The following is an 18,644-nucleotide window of genomic DNA, read 5'->3' on the forward strand; positions in this document are numbered from 1 at the left end:
GGTTGCGTGAATACGCATCGCCGACAGGGTTTGTACTTTTTTATTTTGTTTATAAAAATAAACTTTGGAGACTATATGAACAGCAGCAAGAATCGTTCACGATACGACGCCCGTACGGGCACCCGCATCCTGCAACTCACTATCCTGGCAAGCATGGTGTCCACCGCCTATGCCCAGGAAGCGGCGCCGATGGCCCCGCAGACGGTGACCGTAACGGGTTACCGCGCCTCGCTGGCCTCCTCCGCGCGCGACAAGCGCGAAGCCACCGGCTTCCAGGACTCCATCTTCGCCGAAGACATCGGCAAGTTCCCGGATACGAATATCGCCGAATCGCTGAATCGCATCCCGGGCGTCCAGGTATCGCGTGAAATCACGGGCGAAGGCGTCAACGTCCAGATCCGCGGTCTCGGTACGAGCTTCACGAAAGTGCTGTTGAACGGCGCGCCCGTCGCCGTTGCGTCGACCGGCACGACCGACGCCCAGAGTTCGAACCGCGAGGTCGACCTCGACCTGCTGCCGACTGACCTGTTCACGAAACTGACGGTCAGCAAGAGCCCGACGGCATCGATGCTGGAAGGCGGCGCTGCCGGCGTCGTCGACATGCGCAGCGCGCGCCCATTCGACCACAAGGGCGACTTCAATTCGTTCAACGTCGTCGGCACGCGCAGCCAGGTCGCGGGTAAATGGGGTAACCGGGGTTCGCTGGTATCGAGCCGCACCTGGAACAACACCTGGGGCTTGCTGGGCGGCATTGCCTGGGGCAGCACCAAGGTCCATACGACCGGCTACGAGACCATCGGCTACACGAACCCGAATCTCTCGGCCGCACAAAACAACAGCCCGACGCGCAACAATACCGGCGGCGGCAACTTCACGATTCCGGCCACCGTGCCGTCCAATGCGGGCAACGGACTGACGCCGGGCGCCCCCATCGACCAGGCGTTCCTGCTCGCCCACAACCCGGGCCTGACCATCCAGCAAATCGACAACGCCCTGATTCCGCGCCTGGGACGCAGCATGGCCGAGTACGGCGACAAGGGCAAGATCACCGCCGTCCTGTCCGGCGAATATCGCCCGAGCGACAGCTTGCACTTCTATGTCGACTCGATGTTCAGCGAAAAACACAATACGCTGGAGCGCACGGACACGTCCTGGGTCGGCCGCAACGGCGCCGTCATTCCGCTCAACATGAAAGTGTCGGGTGGCGACTGCGCCAATGGCTGCGTGGTGGAAAGCGGCACGTTCGCCAATGCCCAGTACTTCCTCGAGTATCGTCCCTATAACGAACGTGTACGCCTGATCGGCGTGAACCCCGGCTTCGAATGGAAACTGTCCGACAAACTGAAGATGGACGGCCAGGTGAACTACACGCGCTCGACCTTCACGCGCCAGTCGCCCACCGTCGGTCCCGTCACGGCACAGAATTCGGGCACGACCATCGATTATCAGAACGGCGCGCTCCCGAGCATTACCAGCAACGTCGACACCTATGATCCGGCCAGCTGGGTCCTCAATACCTCGCAAGGCGGTCGCGTCAGCATCAATGCCGAAGAGCGCATGACCAGGACGCAAGGCGTGCGGTCGTCCCTGACGTGGGGCGACAAGGCCTTCAGCATCAAGGGCGGCTTCGCGTATGACGACATCATGCGCCGCATTACCGCACGCGACAACACGACGGCATGGCAGAACCTAGTCTGCGCCAACTCGGCCAATTGCCAGGGCCCCGGTTCGCTCGGCCTGGGCATTGCCAACTACCTGGTCCAGGGTCCGGACAACCTGCTGTCGGTCGACTTCAACCGCTTTGCGGCCGCCACCGGTTACGATGCCCTGCTGCAGTCCGCGCCGGTCGCGGGCTCCTCCAATACGGGTGCCAGCACGGGCTATATCGACGAGAAGACCACCGGCCTGTTCCTGCAGGTCGACGGTACGGTGCCTGTATTCGACCGTTCGCTGCGTTACGACGCGGGTGTGCGCTACGTGCGTACCAAGCAGAATGTCGGCGCCTACAACTCCACGGTGGACCCGCGCAACGCGACCCTGCCCGCGGGAAGCACGCCTTTCCCGAACATCAGCCAATGGGTCTATATCGACAAGACCTACAACAATACGCTGCCCTCGGCCAGCCTGGCCTACGACCTCGCCAAGAACCTGGTGCTGCGCGCGTCGGTATCGCGCAGCATGACCCGTGCGAACCCGGATGCGCTGCGCCCCGGCATCAACTTCTCGTCGCCGTCGGCCGATACCGCGACGCTGGGCAGCCCGGATCTGAAACCGTATATCTCGGATAACTTCGATTTCGGCGTCGAGTATTACATGGGGCGCGAGGGCTATCTGTCGGCCACGGTCTTCCAGAAAAACCTGAACGGGTTCACGTTGAACCAGAACGTGACGGTGCCGTTCAGCGCCCTGGCCGCCTACGGCATCACGTACAGCAACCTGACGCCGACCCAGCAGGGCTCGCTCGATGCGCGCGGCGGCCAGAACGCCGCGACGATCGTCACGACGTCGCAGCGCAACGCCTCGGGCCTGCTGAAGGTGCAAGGACTCGAGCTGGGCTGGGTGCAGCCGCTCGACAAGCTGCTGCCGTGGCGCGGTTTCGGCTTCTCGGAAACGCTCACCATGATCAACCAGAAGGCGAGCGGCGAAGGCTCCGCGGGCTTCGTCGCACTGGGTGTGCCGAAGAAGAGCAACAACTTCCAGGTCTACTACGAAAACCATGGTTTGCTGGCACGCCTGTCGCACACGTATTCGCAGGGCAGCCAGAATTCCGGCCCGAACCAGAACGGCATCACGAACGCCGCCTTGTTCGGCGATGATTTCAAACAGCTCGACTTCTCGTCGCAGGTCGACCTGGCGGAAATCATGGACCGCGACAACTATCCCACGCTGACGCTCGACGTCGTGAACCTGACGAACACGACGCGCCGTGCCTACTTCCAGTACCCGAACGCGACGTACACCAGCTACAAGCCGGGACGTACCCTGGCCGTCGGATTGCGCATGAAGTTCTGATGACCATGCCGTCGCGGTGGCCTGGCAGTCCCACCGCGACAAGACCGTGCATTGCTCCCTCCTGGCTCTCGGGAGTTTGATCGCTCTGCTCACGCGGAGCGATTTTTTTCAATGTGCGAACGACGCATCAGTGTTTTTGATAGAGGGAATCATGCAACACATGTCCGTATTCAAGCGGCGGTTTGCCACGTTCTGGCAAATCGCCTTCGTTCTTGTCCTGTCGCTGGGGACGCCGTGGGCCTGCGCGGCGCCGAGTCTCGGTCTCGGCGTCCAGCTCGTTTCTGCAACCCCGAGCGCAAACAGTATCCCGCTCGTGAGTGACGGCAATGCCGCCCCGCTGTACGTGGACAAGGCGGACCACTGGGGCGTCATGCGTGCGGCAACCGACCTGCAAGGCGACATCGACAAGGTCACGGGCGCGAAGCCGGCGCTGTCGACCGCGACCGCCAATACACGCACCGCCGTCATCATCGGGACGCTGGGCCACAGCACGCTCGTCGATGCATTGGTCAGTGCCGGCAAACTCGACGTGAAAGCGATACGCGGCAAATGGGAATCCTTCGTGATTGCCAACGTCGCCAATCCGATGCCCGGCGTCGAGCGTGCGCTCGTCATTGCCGGCAGCGACAAACGGGGCACGATCTACGGCATTTACGAGATCTCGGAACAAATCGGTGTGTCACCGTGGTACTGGTGGGCCGACGTCCCCGTGAAGAAGGCCAGCGCGCTGTTCGTACGTGCGGGCGCCTGGGTCCAGGGTCCGCCGGCCGTGAAATACCGCGGCATCTTCATCAATGACGAGGAGCCGGCGCTGGGCAAGTGGTCGCGCGAAAAATTCGGCGGCGGGAATTCGAAGATGTACACGCACATGTTCGAGCTGCTGCTGCGCCTGCGCGCCAATTACCTGTGGCCCGCGATGTGGACGAATGCCTTCAACGAGGACGATCCGGACAATCCCCGGCTTGCCGACGCCTACGGCATTGTGATGGGCACGAGCCACCACGAACCGATGGTGCGCTCCCACCACGAATGGCTCGCGCACCGCCGCGACTATGGCAATGGCGAATGGAACTATGCGACGAACGAAGACGGCCTCAAACGCTTCTTCCGCGACGGCATCCGGCGCAACAAGGCCTACGAAAGCATCGTGACCATGGGCATGCGCGGCGATGGCGATACGGCGATGCCGGATGCGGGCGGTCTCGAGGCCAACAAGAAGCTCATCGAGAAAATCATCCACGACCAGCAGCAGATCCTCACCGAAGAGATGGGCGTCGACCAGCGGCAAGTGCCGCAGCTGTGGGCGTTGTTCACCGAGGTCCAGAAGTATTACGACGCGGGGCTCAAGGTCCCCGACAACGTCACCCTCCTGTTCACGGACGACAACGTCGGCAACCTGCGCCGCCTGCCGACGCCGGCGGAGTGCAAGCGCAGCGGCGGTTCGGGCATCTACTTCCACATGGACATGAATGGCGGCCCGTTCTCGTACAAGTGGCTCAACAGCAATCCGCTGCCCAAGATCTGGGAGCAAATGAATCTCGCCCACGAATACGGTGCGAACCAGATCTGGATCGCCAATGTCGGCGACCTCAAGCCGCTGGAAGTGCCGATCGAGTTCTTCCTCCGCCTTGCATGGAGCCCCAAAGGCATGGGCAAGGACGACATCGCCGGGTGGACGCAACGCTGGGCCGAACGCGAATTCGGCGCGCAGCACGCCGCGGAAATCGCCGACCTCGTCGCGAAGTACGCGAAATACAATGCCTGGCGCAAGCCGGAACTGGTGCGGCCCGATACGTTCAGCCTGGTCAATTACCGCGAGGCCGAACGGGTTTCCGAAGCCTGGAACGCGCTGGCGAAACGCGCCACGCTGCTGAAAACCTCGATTCCCGCGGACCAGCAGGACGCGTATTACGAACTGGTGCTGCACCCTATCCTCGCGCTCTCGAATTTCATCGATCTCGAGATCGCGGCAGGCCGCAACCATCTGTACGCCAAACAAGGACGCTACGCCGCGAACGCGCAGGCCGAGCGCGTCCGCGCCCTGTTCAAGCGCGACCAGGACCTGTCCGATTTTTATAACACGCAGGTGGCGGGCGGCAAATGGAATCACATGATGGACCAGACCCACATCGGCTACCGCGACTGGCGTTCTCCACCCGAAAACGTCATGCCGGCGACCTCCTCCGTCCCTGCCGGCGCCGCGGGCGAATTCGGCGTCGCCATCGACGGTTCGGACCAGGCCTGGCCGGGCGGCGAAAACACGCCAACCCTTCCGTATTTCGATTCCATCAACAAGCAGCGCTCGTACATCGACGTGTTCTCGAAAGACGGGCGCCCGCCCCGCTTCACCGCCCTCGCCGACAAACCATGGGTCAAGCTGTCGCAGGCGCCCGCGCCCGACGGGAGCAACGACCAGCGCATCTGGGTCGATATCGACTGGAGCCGCGTTCCGGTCGGGTCGGCACAACTGGGGCAAATCACGGTCAGCGAAGGCAACCAGCGCGTCGTCGTGCGGTCTTACGCGACCATCGCCGTCGGCGACGAGACCAAGGCCGCGGCCGGCGCGTTCGGCGGCCAGACGGGCCCCATCGCGTTCGACGCCCAGGATGCCGTGCGCAACATCCCCGGCAAATATGCCCGCTGGGAATGGTTGCCCGACTATGGACGGGGCCCGGGCGCGATGACTGTGTTCCCGGTCACGGCGCGTAGCGCACCGTTTGCCGACTCGCCGCGTCTCGAATACCCGGTCTATTTTGCGTCGGCAGGCACCTGGCAGGTCGATCTGGTGACGGCGCCCACGCTGGACAATTATCCGGGACGCGAGCTGGCCGTCGCCGTCGCCCTCGACGACGCCACGCCGCAGGTCGTTCGGGTATTTCCGCCGGCAACGCGAGCCGACCAGACGTTCCTTGGAAAATATCACTTCAAGAATACGTCCGAGAATGCACGTACCATGCGCTTCACGGTGAAGGTGCACGGTCCCGGCAAGTACGACCTGAAGATCATCATGGTCGACCCGACGATCGTCGTGCAGAAAATCGTCCTGTCCGATAGTCCGCTGCCCGACAGTTATTTCGGGCCGCCGTCGACCCCGCGCAATCCGCCTGCCCACTGAGCGATTCATCACCCACCGATGAGGACCTGACATGAACCTGCGTTGCATTGCCGTCGCCGTTGCCGTTTGCTGGGGGGCTTGCCTCCCGGCGTTCGCCGAGAATCCGATTATCCAGACCAATTTCACGGCGGACCCTGCACCGCTGGTGCACGGGGACACGGTGTATCTCTACACCTCGCACGACGAAGACGATGCGCAAGGGTTCAAGATGCGCGACTGGAAGCTGTACACGTCGAAAGACATGGTCAACTGGACCGATCGCGGGACGGTCGCCGATCTCTCGATCTTCGCCTGGGCCAACCAGGACAACGATGCCTGGGCGCCGCAAGTCGTCGAACGCAACGGCAAGTTCTACCTGTACGCGCCGGTCACGGTCAGCGGCTCGCCCCGGAACGTGATCGGCGTGGCCGTCGCCGACAGCCCGCTCGGTCCGTTCAAGGACCCGTTGGGGCGTCCGCTGATCGATCGCGGTGAAGGCTATTTCGATCCGACCGTCCTGATCGACGACGATGGGCAAGCCTACCTGTACTGGGGAAATCCGAACCTCTGGTACGTCAGGCTCGACAAGGACATGATCTCCTATTCGGGCAAGATCGAACGGATCGATGCGAAGCCCAAGAACTACCAGGAAGGCCCGTGGGTCTACAAACGGAACGGCAAGTACTACCTGGCCTATGCATCCACGTGCTGTTCGGAAGGCATCGGCTACGCGATGAGCGACACGCCGACCGGACCATGGGAATACAAGGGCCAGATCATGGACCCGACCACCGAATCGACGGGCAACCATCCCGGCATCGTCGATTTCAAGGGCAAGTCCTACGTCTTCGGCTTCAGCTACCGGCTGAATTTCGCGGACACGCCGTTGCACCGGGAGCGGCGCTCCGTCTCGGTCACCGATTTCAGCTATCGGCCGGACGGCACGATTCCGACGCAACCATTCTGGAACGCGACGGGCGTGAAACAGGTCCAGCCCCTGTCTCCGTATGAGCGGGTCGAAGCCGAGACCATCGCATGGGAATCCCGCGTGAAGCGGGACTGGGATCGTCCTTTCGACTGGGTGGCCGGGGTCAAGACCGCGAAGGATTCGCGTGGCGGGATGGTCGTGTATCCGGTCGGCCCGCGTGCTTACGTGAAAGTGGCCGGGGTCGATTTCGGCGCGCGCGGGCCGCGCACGTTCAAGGCGAGCGTGGCCAGCGCCCGCCCGGGTGGCCACATCGACGTCCGGGCCGGATCGCCGCAGGGCACGCTGGTCGCAAGCGTGGACGTGCCGGCCACCGGCGGCGCGGACGCATGGAAGGAACTGGCCGTACCGGCATCCGGCGTCACCGGCGTACAGGACCTGTACTTCGTCTTCAATGCCAACGGACGCCACATCGTCTTCAACGTCGATTACTGGCAATTCGACTAGATGCACAATGCCCGGGCAACATTGCATTGCCCGGGCACCTGCTACGCTTACTTGCCCGGATAATACGGGCTTTCCTGCGGACCGAGATAACTCTGCCGCATCCCGCCCGCGTCGAGTACCAGCCTTTCCAGCACAAGTCCCGGATCGAGCGCCCAGAACTTCACGGTATGCCGTCCGGGGGACGTGATGCGGTGCGTGGTCACGAAGTCCACGGCGTTGTTCGAGACCGCGCGGCTCCAGAACCCCTCGGACTGGTCGGCATGCACGTTGACCTCTTGCGGCGCTTCGTCATCGATCGATACCGCGTAACGGAAGCCACTTCCGGGCTGGAACTTCAGCGTCGGTCCGAGGACCGCATGCAGTTTCACGTCGCCGGCCGAGAACACGTTCACGGTGTAATCCAGATGCATGCCATCCTTGACGGCGAGTGCCGGTGCGGCGCCGGGCGTCGTGGTCATGCCGGACAGCGTGCGCCCATAGCCGGGAATCTTCAGCCACTGCCGTCCCGGCGGCGCGTAGGAGGCCGTATAGTGTTCGGCTTCGATGGCGACGACGCCCTGGCTCTCGACGTGGCCCTGCGCCGAGGCTGGCGTCAGGTCCGCGGGCTTGTGCACGGGCACCCTGACCAGGACTTCGGCGGTGTCGGGTCCCTTGATCGTCAACGTCGCCTGCGTGGTACCGGTGGGAACCGCATTCCAGTCGACGTCCACCATGATGCGCTGGTCCTTCGCGACCCGTCCGCCCGTGTGGCTGAGACGTAGCCACGGATGGCTCGCCGTGATCGTGTAGTCGAACGGCGCGCTACTGCGGTTGAACACCTCGACGTAGCGCGGCTGCTTCTCGAACACGCTGAGCGCCGGCAGCACCAGCGGCTTGGGCGGGAAGACGGGCCATGCCGTCGGCTCGCCCTGGATCGCCACGCCCATGTGGTCCGACCTGTGGATCCCGTTCGGTGCCGCCAGCTGGCCCGGCTCGGGCACGCGCAGTTCCGACACGGCCGGCATCACGTCGCGGTAGGGCTGGTCCCAGGTCGTGTAGCCGAAGTGGGTCTGCGACATCATGTGGTTCCACTTGCCGCCGCTAATGCCCTGCTGGTACTGCTTGACGAGATCGGCGTCGCGCTGGAACAGCCGGCGCACCCGCGCGGCCATGTCGTTGGTGGTCACCCTGCCCTGGCGCGCGTACAGGCGGTTCCTGCCGGCCGAGACGAGCATGTCGACGGCATTGGCGGAGGCGAGGACCGGATACTCGACGAGCTGGAAATAGGCGTCGCGCATGGTCTTCGGCAGCGACTGCCCGACGCGTTTCGCCTCGTCCGCCAGCTGGTTGTAGTCCGCCACGACGCGCTCCGCCTCGTCGTAGGCGGTCAGGCTGTACGTGTCGGGATCGATCTGCTCCGGATGGCGGCGCGCGTTGTAGCGCGTGTAGCGTTCGACGATGGACGCGATCTCGTTCGCGTGCGCCGCGCCGAATTCACGCGCAGCCCATTCGCGCAGGAATTCGGGCAATCGCTCGGCCGGCCATGCCTGCGGGTTCCAGCCGTAGGCGAGGAAAAACTCGGTCGGGATTTCCATCGGCTTCAGGTCGCCCACGTTGACGATCCACAGCCGGTTCGCGCCATACTCGTTGGCCAGGTTCATCTGCTCCCACACCTTCGGGATCTGCGTGACGTTCAGCCACTTGTAGGAGCGGGGCACGCCGACATAGTCGAAGTGATAGTAGATGCCGGCACCGCCGCTGCGCTTGCGCTCCTCGTTCGTCGGCAGGCGCCGGATATTGCCCCAGTTGTCGTCGCACCAGAGCAGCAGCATGTCGTCGGGAACGCGCATGCCCTTCTCGTAGTAGTCCTGCACTTCCTTGTACAGCGCCCACAGCTGCGGCACCTGTTCCGGCGGCTTGCCCAGTTCCTTGCGGATGATGGCGCGCTGGTCGCGGACGATGTTCTGCAGCAGTTCGACGTTGGCGTCCTGCGACATCGGCTCGTCGCCGTCGCCGCGCATGGCCATCGTGATCACCTTGTCGTAGTTGCCGGCATTGCGCAGGCCCTGCGCCCAGAATTCGCGCAGCACCTCGCCGTTGCGGTGATAGTCCCACGGACCCTTGCCGTAGCGGTGCCATTCCTTCTGCGCCCGCATCATGGGCTCGTGGTGCGACGTGCCCATGACGATACCCATCCGGTCGGCCAGTGGCCAGTTTTCCTTGTCGTCGTCGAAGAACGACGAATTCCACATGGCCGGCCACAGATAGTTGGCACGCATCCTCAGCATCAGTTCGAACAGCTTTTCGTAGAACTTGTGATTGAAGCCGCCGAACCGTTCCTTCGCCCAGTTCGACAGGGCGGGCGCCTCGTCGTTCAGGAAGATGCCGCGATACTGGACCGCCGGCTTTTCCGCGATGCGCGTTCCCGCCGGGACGGTGAGCGCCTTGTGATGGACCACCGGAACGTCCGCCCACCAATACCAGGGCGACACGCCGATCTGCTCGGAGACGGTATAGGTGCCGAATATCGTGCCGCGCTTGTCGCTGCCCACGACGACCAGCGCGCGCTGCACGCCGGGCATGGGGTTGTCGACGGCCTGGATGACGAAGCCTTCCCACTGCCCCGCGAGTTCGCGGACGTCGAGCTTGCCTTGCTGCGCCAGGCGGTCGATCAGCGGATTCTTGCCGAGCGTCCCGATGATGATCACGTCGCGCGCGGTGCCCGGATCGCCCTCGATCCACTGCGGCGTCTTGCCGGTGACGCTGCCGATGTCGCGCTGCAGGTCGCGCGCCGCGCGCACCACGCCGGGGAAATCGTCCTTGCCGACCAGGATGGGCGCCACGCGCCCGCTCCCGGCGAGCACGACGCCTGCGCCGGCCTTCTCGTCGAGATCGACGAAATGTTTGATACCGAGTGCCTGCGCCTGCGGCGGGGCCGTTCCCAGGACGGCCGCGATGGCGACGGCAAGCGCGCTCGCGACCCGCCTGTTCAACTTGTGCTTCATGTTTCCTGACTCCTTTGTTAACAAGAGGCGGGCACCACGAGGGAACGTGGTGCCCGCCCATGGACCGCTCACGCGATCCGGCCAGCCTTAGAACGACGTGCGCGCGGACAGCGTATAGCTGCGGCCGGGCTTGTACTGGTCATAGATGGCGTTCGGGAACTGGACATAACTCTGGCTGACAGCGTTATTCAGGTTCCAGGCACTCAACGTCACGTCCAGGTTGTTCTTCATGTCGAACAGTTGTTTCAGGTTGGCACCCAGCGACAGATCGATCGACTGGCGGCCGGACTGGTACGCATATGCCGTCGCGCCATCCGGTGGGCTGATACCCGTGTTCGTCTGCGTGACCATCGAGGATTGATATTGGCGCGAGACGCGGACGTTGAAGCCCCTGCCCTCGTAATAGAGGGTCAGGTTGTTCGTGCGCTCGGGGACGCCTGCCACGGGCGGTGCCCCGGCCGTGGAGTCCTTTTGGTGAACGAACGTCATATTGCCCGTGAAGCCGAAGCCCTTGATCGGCAGCATGTCGAGGGGCTGCTGCCAGGTCAGCTCCAGGCCCCGTACCTTCAGCTTGGTGGCAATGTTCACCGGCTCGGACACCGTGACGATATGGTTGTCCGGACCGCCGTCGTTGTCCACCACCGTCTGCTGCGTCGTCGTCAGGGCGACCGCGTAGCCGTACTTCTGCTGGTACTGCGACAGCGACATCACGTTGCTCATCGTAACCGGACGATCGATCAGGTCCTTGGCAAAGCCTGCCACCGCGACATAGGCTTCCTTCGTGTAGTACCACTCGAGACCGACGTCCAGGTTGTTTGACTTGAACGGCTTCAGGTTCGGATTCGTCACCGTGATCTTGGCCAGGCTGATGTCCGACGTATCGTAGCGGGTCTGCTTCAGCGAATTCGGATCGGGCCGGGTCATCGACCGCGACGCCGCGATGCGCAGGAGCAGGTCGTTGCGCAGGTTGTACACGAGGGCGCCGGCCGGCAGGACGTTGTTGTAGTACCTCGTCTCGTACTCGAACGCGATCTTGTTCGGATACAGGCCGCCGTTCGCCAGCGTCGCATTCCGTGGATCCGTCACGACGTTCGATGCGCCGATCGTCTGTCTCGTCCGCACATAGCGCACGCCGGCGTCGTAGCGCAGGGTATGGCCGAACAGATTCACGCGACCATCGAACTGCACATAGGCCGCCCCCACGGTCTCGCGGAGATAGCCCCCGACATTGCTGGCGGTGCTGCCGGCGGCTGCGCTGTTGACGACCTGGTTCGCCATGTTCTCGAAGTACTGGTAATTCGTGTCCCTGGCGAACTTCGCCCAGTCCAGCGTGACGAAGCCGTGGTTGGTCGCTCTCAGATAATTGGCCACGGCGGCATTCGGCACGACCGAACCCTGGTAAGCCAGCGGCTGCGCACCATTGGCCGACGACCCCGTGCCATAGCCGGGATAGGCCGTGGCCGCAACGGGGCCGGGTGCGACGCGTCCATCGCACGTGCCCTGCATCCCCGTATTCGGCGGCAGGAACGTGGCGTTCATGTTGTTCCCGCACGTGAGGTTCTGCCAGCCGTTCGCCGGCTGCTGGTCGTAGCTGAACGACCGGCGCGCAATGTCGTCGTAGCTGACGCCGGTCTTGACGGTAAAGTCGCTGTCGCCCCAGGCGACGTTGAACCTCGAACCGCGCGTGGTGTTATACCGCTGGTACAGGTTCAGGCGCAGGCCGGACGTGCTGTTGCCGGCCTGGTACCAGCCGAAACCGGCATTCGGGTCGTTGACGTCGATATTGCCCGTGTAGGTCGGCGGCTGGTCCGGCGTCGTGTTGTCGTAGCTGATGACCGATGGCGCGGACTGCGTCGCCACCAGCACGCCCGGCGTGATCCGGTAGAAGGAACTGCGCGTGTAGTTGATGTTGCCGTCGATCGTCAGCTTGTCGGTGGGACGCCATTCGAAACCCGGGTTGGCGCTCTGGAAGTGCGTGTTTTCCTTGATGGGGTGGTATTCCAGGCCCCAGAACGTGTTGGCGAAGATGCCCTTCGTGATCGTGCAGCCGGTGGTGCAATCGCTCCGGTCGAACTCCAGCCCGATCGGAATCGGCGTCGAAGCGCGCGTACCGACGTTCATCTCCTGCTGGACGACGTTGCTGCCCTTCTGGGCAAACATGGTGTCCAGGTAGAGCATCAGGTCCTGGTTCGGCTGCCACTGCGCGCTGATCACCTCGCCCTTGCGATGGCGATCGCCGGAGTTCAGCATATGGCGCCCCAAGCGTCCCATCAGGCCGTTGTCGATCTGCTGGATCGTCGCACCGGGGTTCAGGGCGAGCAACATGGCCCGGTCGATCGGCTTGCCGGGCACGAGTACGGCGCGGGCATAATCGGGCAGCAAATTCAGCGGCAGGCCGGCGGGCACGGTGGCCGGCGTCGATTGCGAGCCGCCGCTGGTGGGATTCGCCTTTTCGCCAGGGCCGACCTGGCTGGACGTCAGCTGGAAATTGCGCATGTCGACCGACTGGAACGCGTCCGTCGAAAACTTGGTATTACCGAAGGCGAATCCGCCCAGCAGGCCGACCTTGCCGAAGCGCGTGTTCCAGGTATTGCTGATCACGCCGGAACCCGTGTTGCCGGGCTTTTTGTCACGGTCGCGATAATTGCCGCTGAGTGTGAATGCCGACCGGAAGCCGCTCTTGTCGAACGGCCGCACGCTGCGCATGTCGACGACGCCGGCAATGCCGCCCTCGATCATGCTCGCCGTGGAACTCTTGTACACCGTGGCGCGGCGGAACAGTTCGGACGGCAGGAAATCCATGTCGACTTCACGATTGGCGCTCGGCGTGTTCCCGTAACCGCCACCGGAGGCCGACGCCATCGGTGCTCCGTTGAGGATCACCCGGGTGAACGACGCCCCCATGCCGCGGATCGAGATGTTCGTTCCCTCGCCGTCGAGGGTACTGCGGGTGACCGTCACGCCCGGGACGCGCGCGAGCGCGTCGGCAATGTTCGGGTCGGGGAATTTACCCAGGTCTTCCGAAAACACCGAGTCGCTCAATCCGATATTGTCGCGCTTTTCCAGCGCCGACATCGCGAGCGACGAGCGAATGCCCTTCACCTCGACCTTGTTCGCGACGGGCACGACATCGCCCTGTACCGGCGCCGTCTGCGCATAAGCGCTCGAAATCAAACCAGCCAGGACCGTCATGGCAAACAGGTCGCGGCCTCCGGAAAGACAGCGCCGCGTATTAAATTTCGAATAATTATTCATTGGTTTTTCAAGTCTCCGCTATTTCCTTTCCATGTTTAAAGCGCGCAAACATGGAAGACTATTTATTAGCATTTCTGCTCTGCTAATTTACGTTAGCCAATATATAAGAACCAATCTTTTGTTTATATTGACCAATACAACTTCCGCATCCACAGGAAGTTTTTGAAATAGGAAATCGTGTGATCTCGAAGGATCGCGGAGAAGCCAACCGAATGAATATTCAAACAGTGGGAAGTCACGCCGGTATCTCGGGAAGCGACGATCCGGCGTGCGTATTGCTAGACCAGCTTGTAATACTGTTCCCACTCCTTGCGTGGCGGCATGCCGGCCAGCAGGGCGTTTGCCAGCTTGTGGTTGGTGATCTGTTTCGTCGCAGGATCGAACGCGAGCCTGGCGTTGACCCGCTGGGCGATCACGCCGAGCCCCATCGTCTGGCACAGGGGTCCCGCGACGGCAAAGCGCGAGCGGCAGGTTTCCTCGCCCATGCAGGCCTTGAGGAAGTTGGCGAAGTGGTTCGACGGACTCCTCGGCACGGCGGGCAGCGCGATATCCCGCGCGGCGTCGCCGAGGATCTGGAGCTCCGAGCCATGCGAACCGCCCTTGAAGGTCAGGCCGTCGCCGTAGATGACCTTCCCGGGCGGAAGCACGGCGCCGGTGGCGCTGCCTTTCGAAGGCGGCGGCACGCTCGGATCCACGATTGCGGTGCCGAAGTTCTTCGGCAGCGGCGGCAGATTGTTCACGCCGTCGTACCAGGTCAGTTCCAGCGGCGGCAGCGCGCCGCGTTGCGGGAACCGGAATGCCAGCGTCGACGCCTGCGGGAAGATGAAGGGGCTGTGCCCTTCCAGCCGCACGGCCTCGACTTCGGTCGGCAGGCCAAGCTGCAGGAACTCGTGGGCGGTATCGAAGATATGCGCGCCCCAGTCGCCCAATGCACCGTTGCCGTAGTCGAACCAGGAGCGCCAGTCGCCGTTGACGTATCCGCGATTGAAATCATGGTAAGGGCCGGTCGCGGTCCAGGCGTCCCAGTCCAGCGTTTCCGGTACCGGTTGCCGCGGCAGATATCCGGACACCGCCATGCCATGCCAGCGGCGCGGATTGTTCATGAACGCCGTGATCGTGCGCACGTTCTTGATGATGCCGGCGTCGACCCACGATTTGAATTGAAAGTAATTCGCCTCCGAATGGCCCTGGTTGCCCATCTGGGCAGCCACCTTGTACTTGCGCTCGGCGGCCATCATCATCTCGATTTCGCGGAAGCTTTGCCCCATCGGTTTCTCGCAATAGACATGTTTTCCCTGCGACATGGCGAGCATCGCGATCGGGAAATGCGAGAAATCGGGCGTGCCGACGCTGACCGCGTCGAATTCCTTGCCCATCTTGTCGAACATGCGGCGAAAATCCTGAAAGCGCGGCACGTTGGGGAACATGTTGAGGATCTCGACGGTATGCGGCGCGCCCATGTCGACGTCGCACAAGGCCACGACGTTCGCGAGCCCGGTCGCGTGCAGCGCCTTGATGACCTGGGCTGCGCGATTGCCGATGCCGACGCAGGCCAGGTTGACTTTGCCATTGGATGCCTTCGCCTGCGCCAGCATCGGCGTGGCCATCGCGGCCAGGGCGCCCTTGACGATCGTACGGCGACGGGTAGAGAAAAGCGGCTGCGGCATGGTGTCTCCTTGTAGTAGTCGGGTTGTCGTTATTGATAGCTGCCGGGCCAGGCGATCTCGCGGCCCTCGTCCATTGCCGCCTGCCCCATCAGCGCGGCGATCCCGGAACGGTAGGCGTGTTCGATCATGTGGGGCATCCGCTGGCCCAGGCGGATCGCGTTGGCGAAGGCGGCCATCGACAGGTCGGTGCCGTCGCCGCCGCCCAGTTCGTGCCGCAGTTGTTGTCCGACCTCGCCGGACTTCGCTTCCGGCTTCCAGCTCGGCGCACCGATAGCGACCGTTTCGGCCCTGCCCTGCCCGATTTGCTTGACGAGTGCCGCGACGGCGGGCGCCGGGGGCGGCTCCTCCGTGTAAAACCTGCCGCTCTCGCCTTCGATCGTTCCCTTGGGTCCCATGATCTGGATTTCCAGCCCGTGGTGACGGTTGCTGGTGAGCGAGTCGTAGACCAGGGTCACACCGTCGCGATAGCGGAACAGCACATTGACGTTGTCGTACACGTCGCGCCCGTCCTTCCAGTGATTGACGCTGCCGTAGCCGACGCAGGACAGCGGCGCGGCGTCGAGATACCAGTTGGCGACCTGCAGGTGATGCGACGCCAGCTCCGTCAGCAGGCCGCCCGAGGTGGCGCGGTACAGCCGCCAGTTCAGCTTGCGCTCCAGGCGCGGGTCCGGCACCGGACGGCGCCAGTCGTTGTTGCGGTGCCAGCTGGCGCGGATCTGCGTGATCGGGCCGATGTGCCCGGAGCGCACCAGTTCGTGCGCATGCAGGAAGGTGGCGCTGAACAGGCGCTGGTGACCGACCTGGAACACCCGCGGGCTGGCGCTCGCCGCCCGCGCGATCGCCTTGCATTCGTCGACCGTGAGCGCCAGGCTCTTTTCGCAAAACACGTGCTTGTCGGCCGCGAACGCGGCCAGGCAGACCGGCGCGTGCTGGTGCAGCGGCGTGGCAACCACCACGCCGTCGATCCCCGGCATCGCCAGCAGCTTGCGGTAATCGGTGAACGCCTTCGGCCTGCCGCCCGCTGCCGCCATGGCGTCGGCCAGGTGCGGCGGATAGTCGTCGCACAATGCCGCGACTTCGACGCCCGGAGTCCGCAGCAGGTACTGCAGCAGCAGGCTGCCACGCGACCCGGTGCCGATCACGCCGATGCGCACCCGGTCCGAGGGCGCGTCGCCTGCCGGCTGGGCGCGGAGCGGCGCCATCCACGGCAGCCCGCTCAGCAACGAGGAGCCTGCCACCACGCCCGCCACGCGCGCCAGGAAGCGCCGCCGTTCCTGCGCCTCATGGCGAATGTCGTCCAAAGATTTACTGCGCATATCGCCATTCCTTTTCTACGCGCCAGGCCCCGCCCTCCAGGCCATAGTCGAACGCCACGGCCTGCGCGCCCCGATAGCGCCGCAACACCTCCGCACGCCGCGCCGCCGGCAGCACGAACAGGGCAGTCGACAACGCCTCGGCATCCGCGGCGCCGGCACAGGCGACGGACACGGTCCTGCAACCGGTCACCGCCTGGCCGTTCGCCGGATCGATGATGTGGGTCTCGCCGGGACGATTGCCCGACGTGGACATCGCGCCGTCGCGCAAGTCGAAGCGGTGCAACGACGTCCCGGGCGCGAACATGTGCTCGACGCCGACCGGCCAGCAGGCGCCGGCGGGATGGCTGCCGATCACGGCCACCGAACTCTCCCCGAAACTGAGGAAGGCCTGTGCGACGTGCCGATCGAGCAGGAGCTGCCTGATGAGGTCGAGTGCGATTCCCTTGCCGATACCGCCCAGGTCGAGTTGCACCCCCGGCTCGGTGAAGCGCACGGTCTGCCCACCGGGATCGAGGTCCAGCAGGTGCATGCCATGGCCGGGACGGCCTGCGCCCTGGGCGATGTCGAATGCGCCCCCGGTCAGGCGGTGATGCCGCATGCAGGCGTCCAGGACCGTCCACAGGGCGTCGCTCACCCGGACGGCCCCTCGGCCGGCGCTCCGGTTGAGCACCGCCAGGTCGCCATCGGCCACGAAGCGGCTCATGATCGACTCCTGTTCGCGCAGCAGTCCCCGCACCTCGTCCGCAAGCCGCTCGCCAGCCTGGTCTGCCGTTGAGGGCAAGACCAGGCTCAGCCGCGTGTTCATCGACGCGAAGGTCCGGTGAAACATCGGGTCGCTTATTTCCCGTGGAGGTCGCGGATCAGGATATTGCGGAAAGCAACCTCGTCACCGTGATCCTGCAGGAGGATGTGCCCGTCGGCCCATTCGCCGAACCCGGGGATGTCGCGAAACTTGCTGGCCGCGACGGCTTCCCGAAAGGCGGCCGAGCCGCGCTCGAATTCCACGGTCTTCCTGCCGTTCAGCCAGAAAGTCACGGTCTTCCCTCGCGACAGGATCCGCACGTGATTCCATTGGCCGACCGGCGCGGGGATCTTGTCCTTTGCGGCTGGAATGAGGTCGTAGAGCGAACCGATGGTCCGGTTGCCGTTGCGTCCCAGTTTGGCATCGGGATGGCGCTTGTCGTCCAGCAACTGGAACTCGAGGCCGATCGCCGAACCCACCGCGGCCGGCTTGCCCGTCACTTTGTCGATCGGTGCCAGATTCGGCTGGGTAAAGACCTTGACCCCGCTGTTCGCGCCGGATGTGAGCCGCGCATCCAGCGTCAGCTCGAAATCGGCATAGCGCTTGCGGGTGATGATGTCGCCACCGCCGCGCGATTCCTCGCCACCTTTCCCTGCCATCGTGAGCAGGCCGTCGCAGGTCCGCCATCCATGTTCCGGGAACCGGTCCGATTTCACGCTGCGCCAGGCGTCGGTCGAGGTGCCGTCCCACAAAACGGTCCAGCCTTCGGCTTTTTGCTGAGGTGTCAGCGCCAGGGCCGTCCTGGTGACAGCGCATTGACCGGATTGCGCCTGAGCGAAAGGCGGGGCGGAAAACATCGCGGCGACGAGGATCGCCGGTAACATGCGGTAGCGAGGCATTACGGTCTCCATGTGTACGAAACGCTAATCAGCAGGGCCGCGAGCACAACATGTGGAAACCCGCAATCGATTCCCTACCCGGATAACAGAATAAATAAAAAGACGTTATCCACGGGCGCATTTGTCAATACAAAGGATTCGATTCAATCGCGAGTTAATGCAACACGATGCTGACCGGCACTCATTCATTCACTCTATTTCAATAAGATAGTTAGAACCAATGTTTTGTGTATATCGATTGGT

9 protein-coding genes are annotated in these 18,644 nt (G+C 63.5%); 3 read left to right on the top strand and 6 right to left on the bottom strand.

The features are described from left to right. The first annotated feature begins 75 nt into the window (after nt 1–75). The 3 genes from ACEN9G_RS01485 (at nt 76) to ACEN9G_RS01495 (ending at nt 7,538) form a co-directional block, all read left to right on the top strand. Complete coding sequence (locus tag ACEN9G_RS01485) at nt 76–3,012, top strand: TonB-dependent receptor (RefSeq protein WP_413337181.1); 2,937 nt, start codon at nt 76–78, stop codon at nt 3,010–3,012. Nucleotides 3,013–3,163: 151 nt separating this feature from the next. Further along, nucleotides 3,164–6,127, top strand: a complete 2,964-nt coding sequence (locus ACEN9G_RS01490) for a glycosyl hydrolase 115 family protein (RefSeq protein ID WP_413337790.1) — start codon at nt 3,164–3,166, stop codon at nt 6,125–6,127. Between the two features lie 31 nt (nt 6,128–6,158). After that, nucleotides 6,159–7,538, top strand: coding sequence for a glycoside hydrolase family 43 protein (locus ACEN9G_RS01495; protein WP_413337791.1), 1,380 nt, complete (start codon nt 6,159–6,161; stop codon nt 7,536–7,538). A gap of 47 nt (nt 7,539–7,585) precedes the next feature. Here the strand turns inward: ACEN9G_RS01495 and ACEN9G_RS01500 are convergent, their stop codons facing one another. From ACEN9G_RS01500 to ACEN9G_RS01525, 6 genes are all read right to left on the bottom strand, one after another. Continuing rightward, nucleotides 7,586–10,522, bottom strand: coding sequence for a glycosyl hydrolase 115 family protein (locus ACEN9G_RS01500; protein WP_413337792.1), 2,937 nt, complete (start codon nt 10,520–10,522; stop codon nt 7,586–7,588). 87 nt (nt 10,523–10,609) lie between these two features. After that, the gene (locus ACEN9G_RS01505) at nt 10,610–13,714 is read right to left on the bottom strand and encodes a TonB-dependent receptor (protein ID WP_413337793.1); all 3,105 of its coding nucleotides are present in this window, start codon (nt 13,712–13,714) and stop codon (nt 10,610–10,612) included. A 341-nt stretch (nt 13,715–14,055) separates the two neighbouring features. Continuing rightward, complete coding sequence (locus ACEN9G_RS01510; RefSeq protein ID WP_413337794.1) at nt 14,056–15,444, bottom strand: Gfo/Idh/MocA family oxidoreductase; 1,389 nt, start codon at nt 15,442–15,444, stop codon at nt 14,056–14,058. A gap of 29 nt (nt 15,445–15,473) precedes the next feature. Next, a complete protein-coding gene (locus tag ACEN9G_RS01515) occupies nt 15,474–16,760 on the bottom strand; it encodes a Gfo/Idh/MocA family protein (protein ID WP_413337795.1) in 1,287 nt (428 codons plus the stop codon). Continuing rightward, the gene (locus tag ACEN9G_RS01520; protein ID WP_483127611.1) at nt 16,750–17,589 is read right to left on the bottom strand and encodes an FAD:protein FMN transferase; all 840 of its coding nucleotides are present in this window, start codon (nt 17,587–17,589) and stop codon (nt 16,750–16,752) included. The genes ACEN9G_RS01515 and ACEN9G_RS01520 overlap by 11 nt, the downstream gene beginning before the upstream one ends. A gap of 8 nt (nt 17,590–17,597) precedes the next feature. Further along, nucleotides 17,598–18,401 (bottom strand): 3-keto-disaccharide hydrolase, encoded by an 804-nt coding sequence (locus ACEN9G_RS01525; RefSeq protein ID WP_413337797.1) that lies wholly within the window; start codon nt 18,399–18,401, stop codon nt 17,598–17,600. Between the last annotated feature and the right edge of the window lie 243 nt (nt 18,402–18,644).

The sequence above is a fragment of the Massilia sp. Masssp94 genome (genome assembly GCF_059491305.1).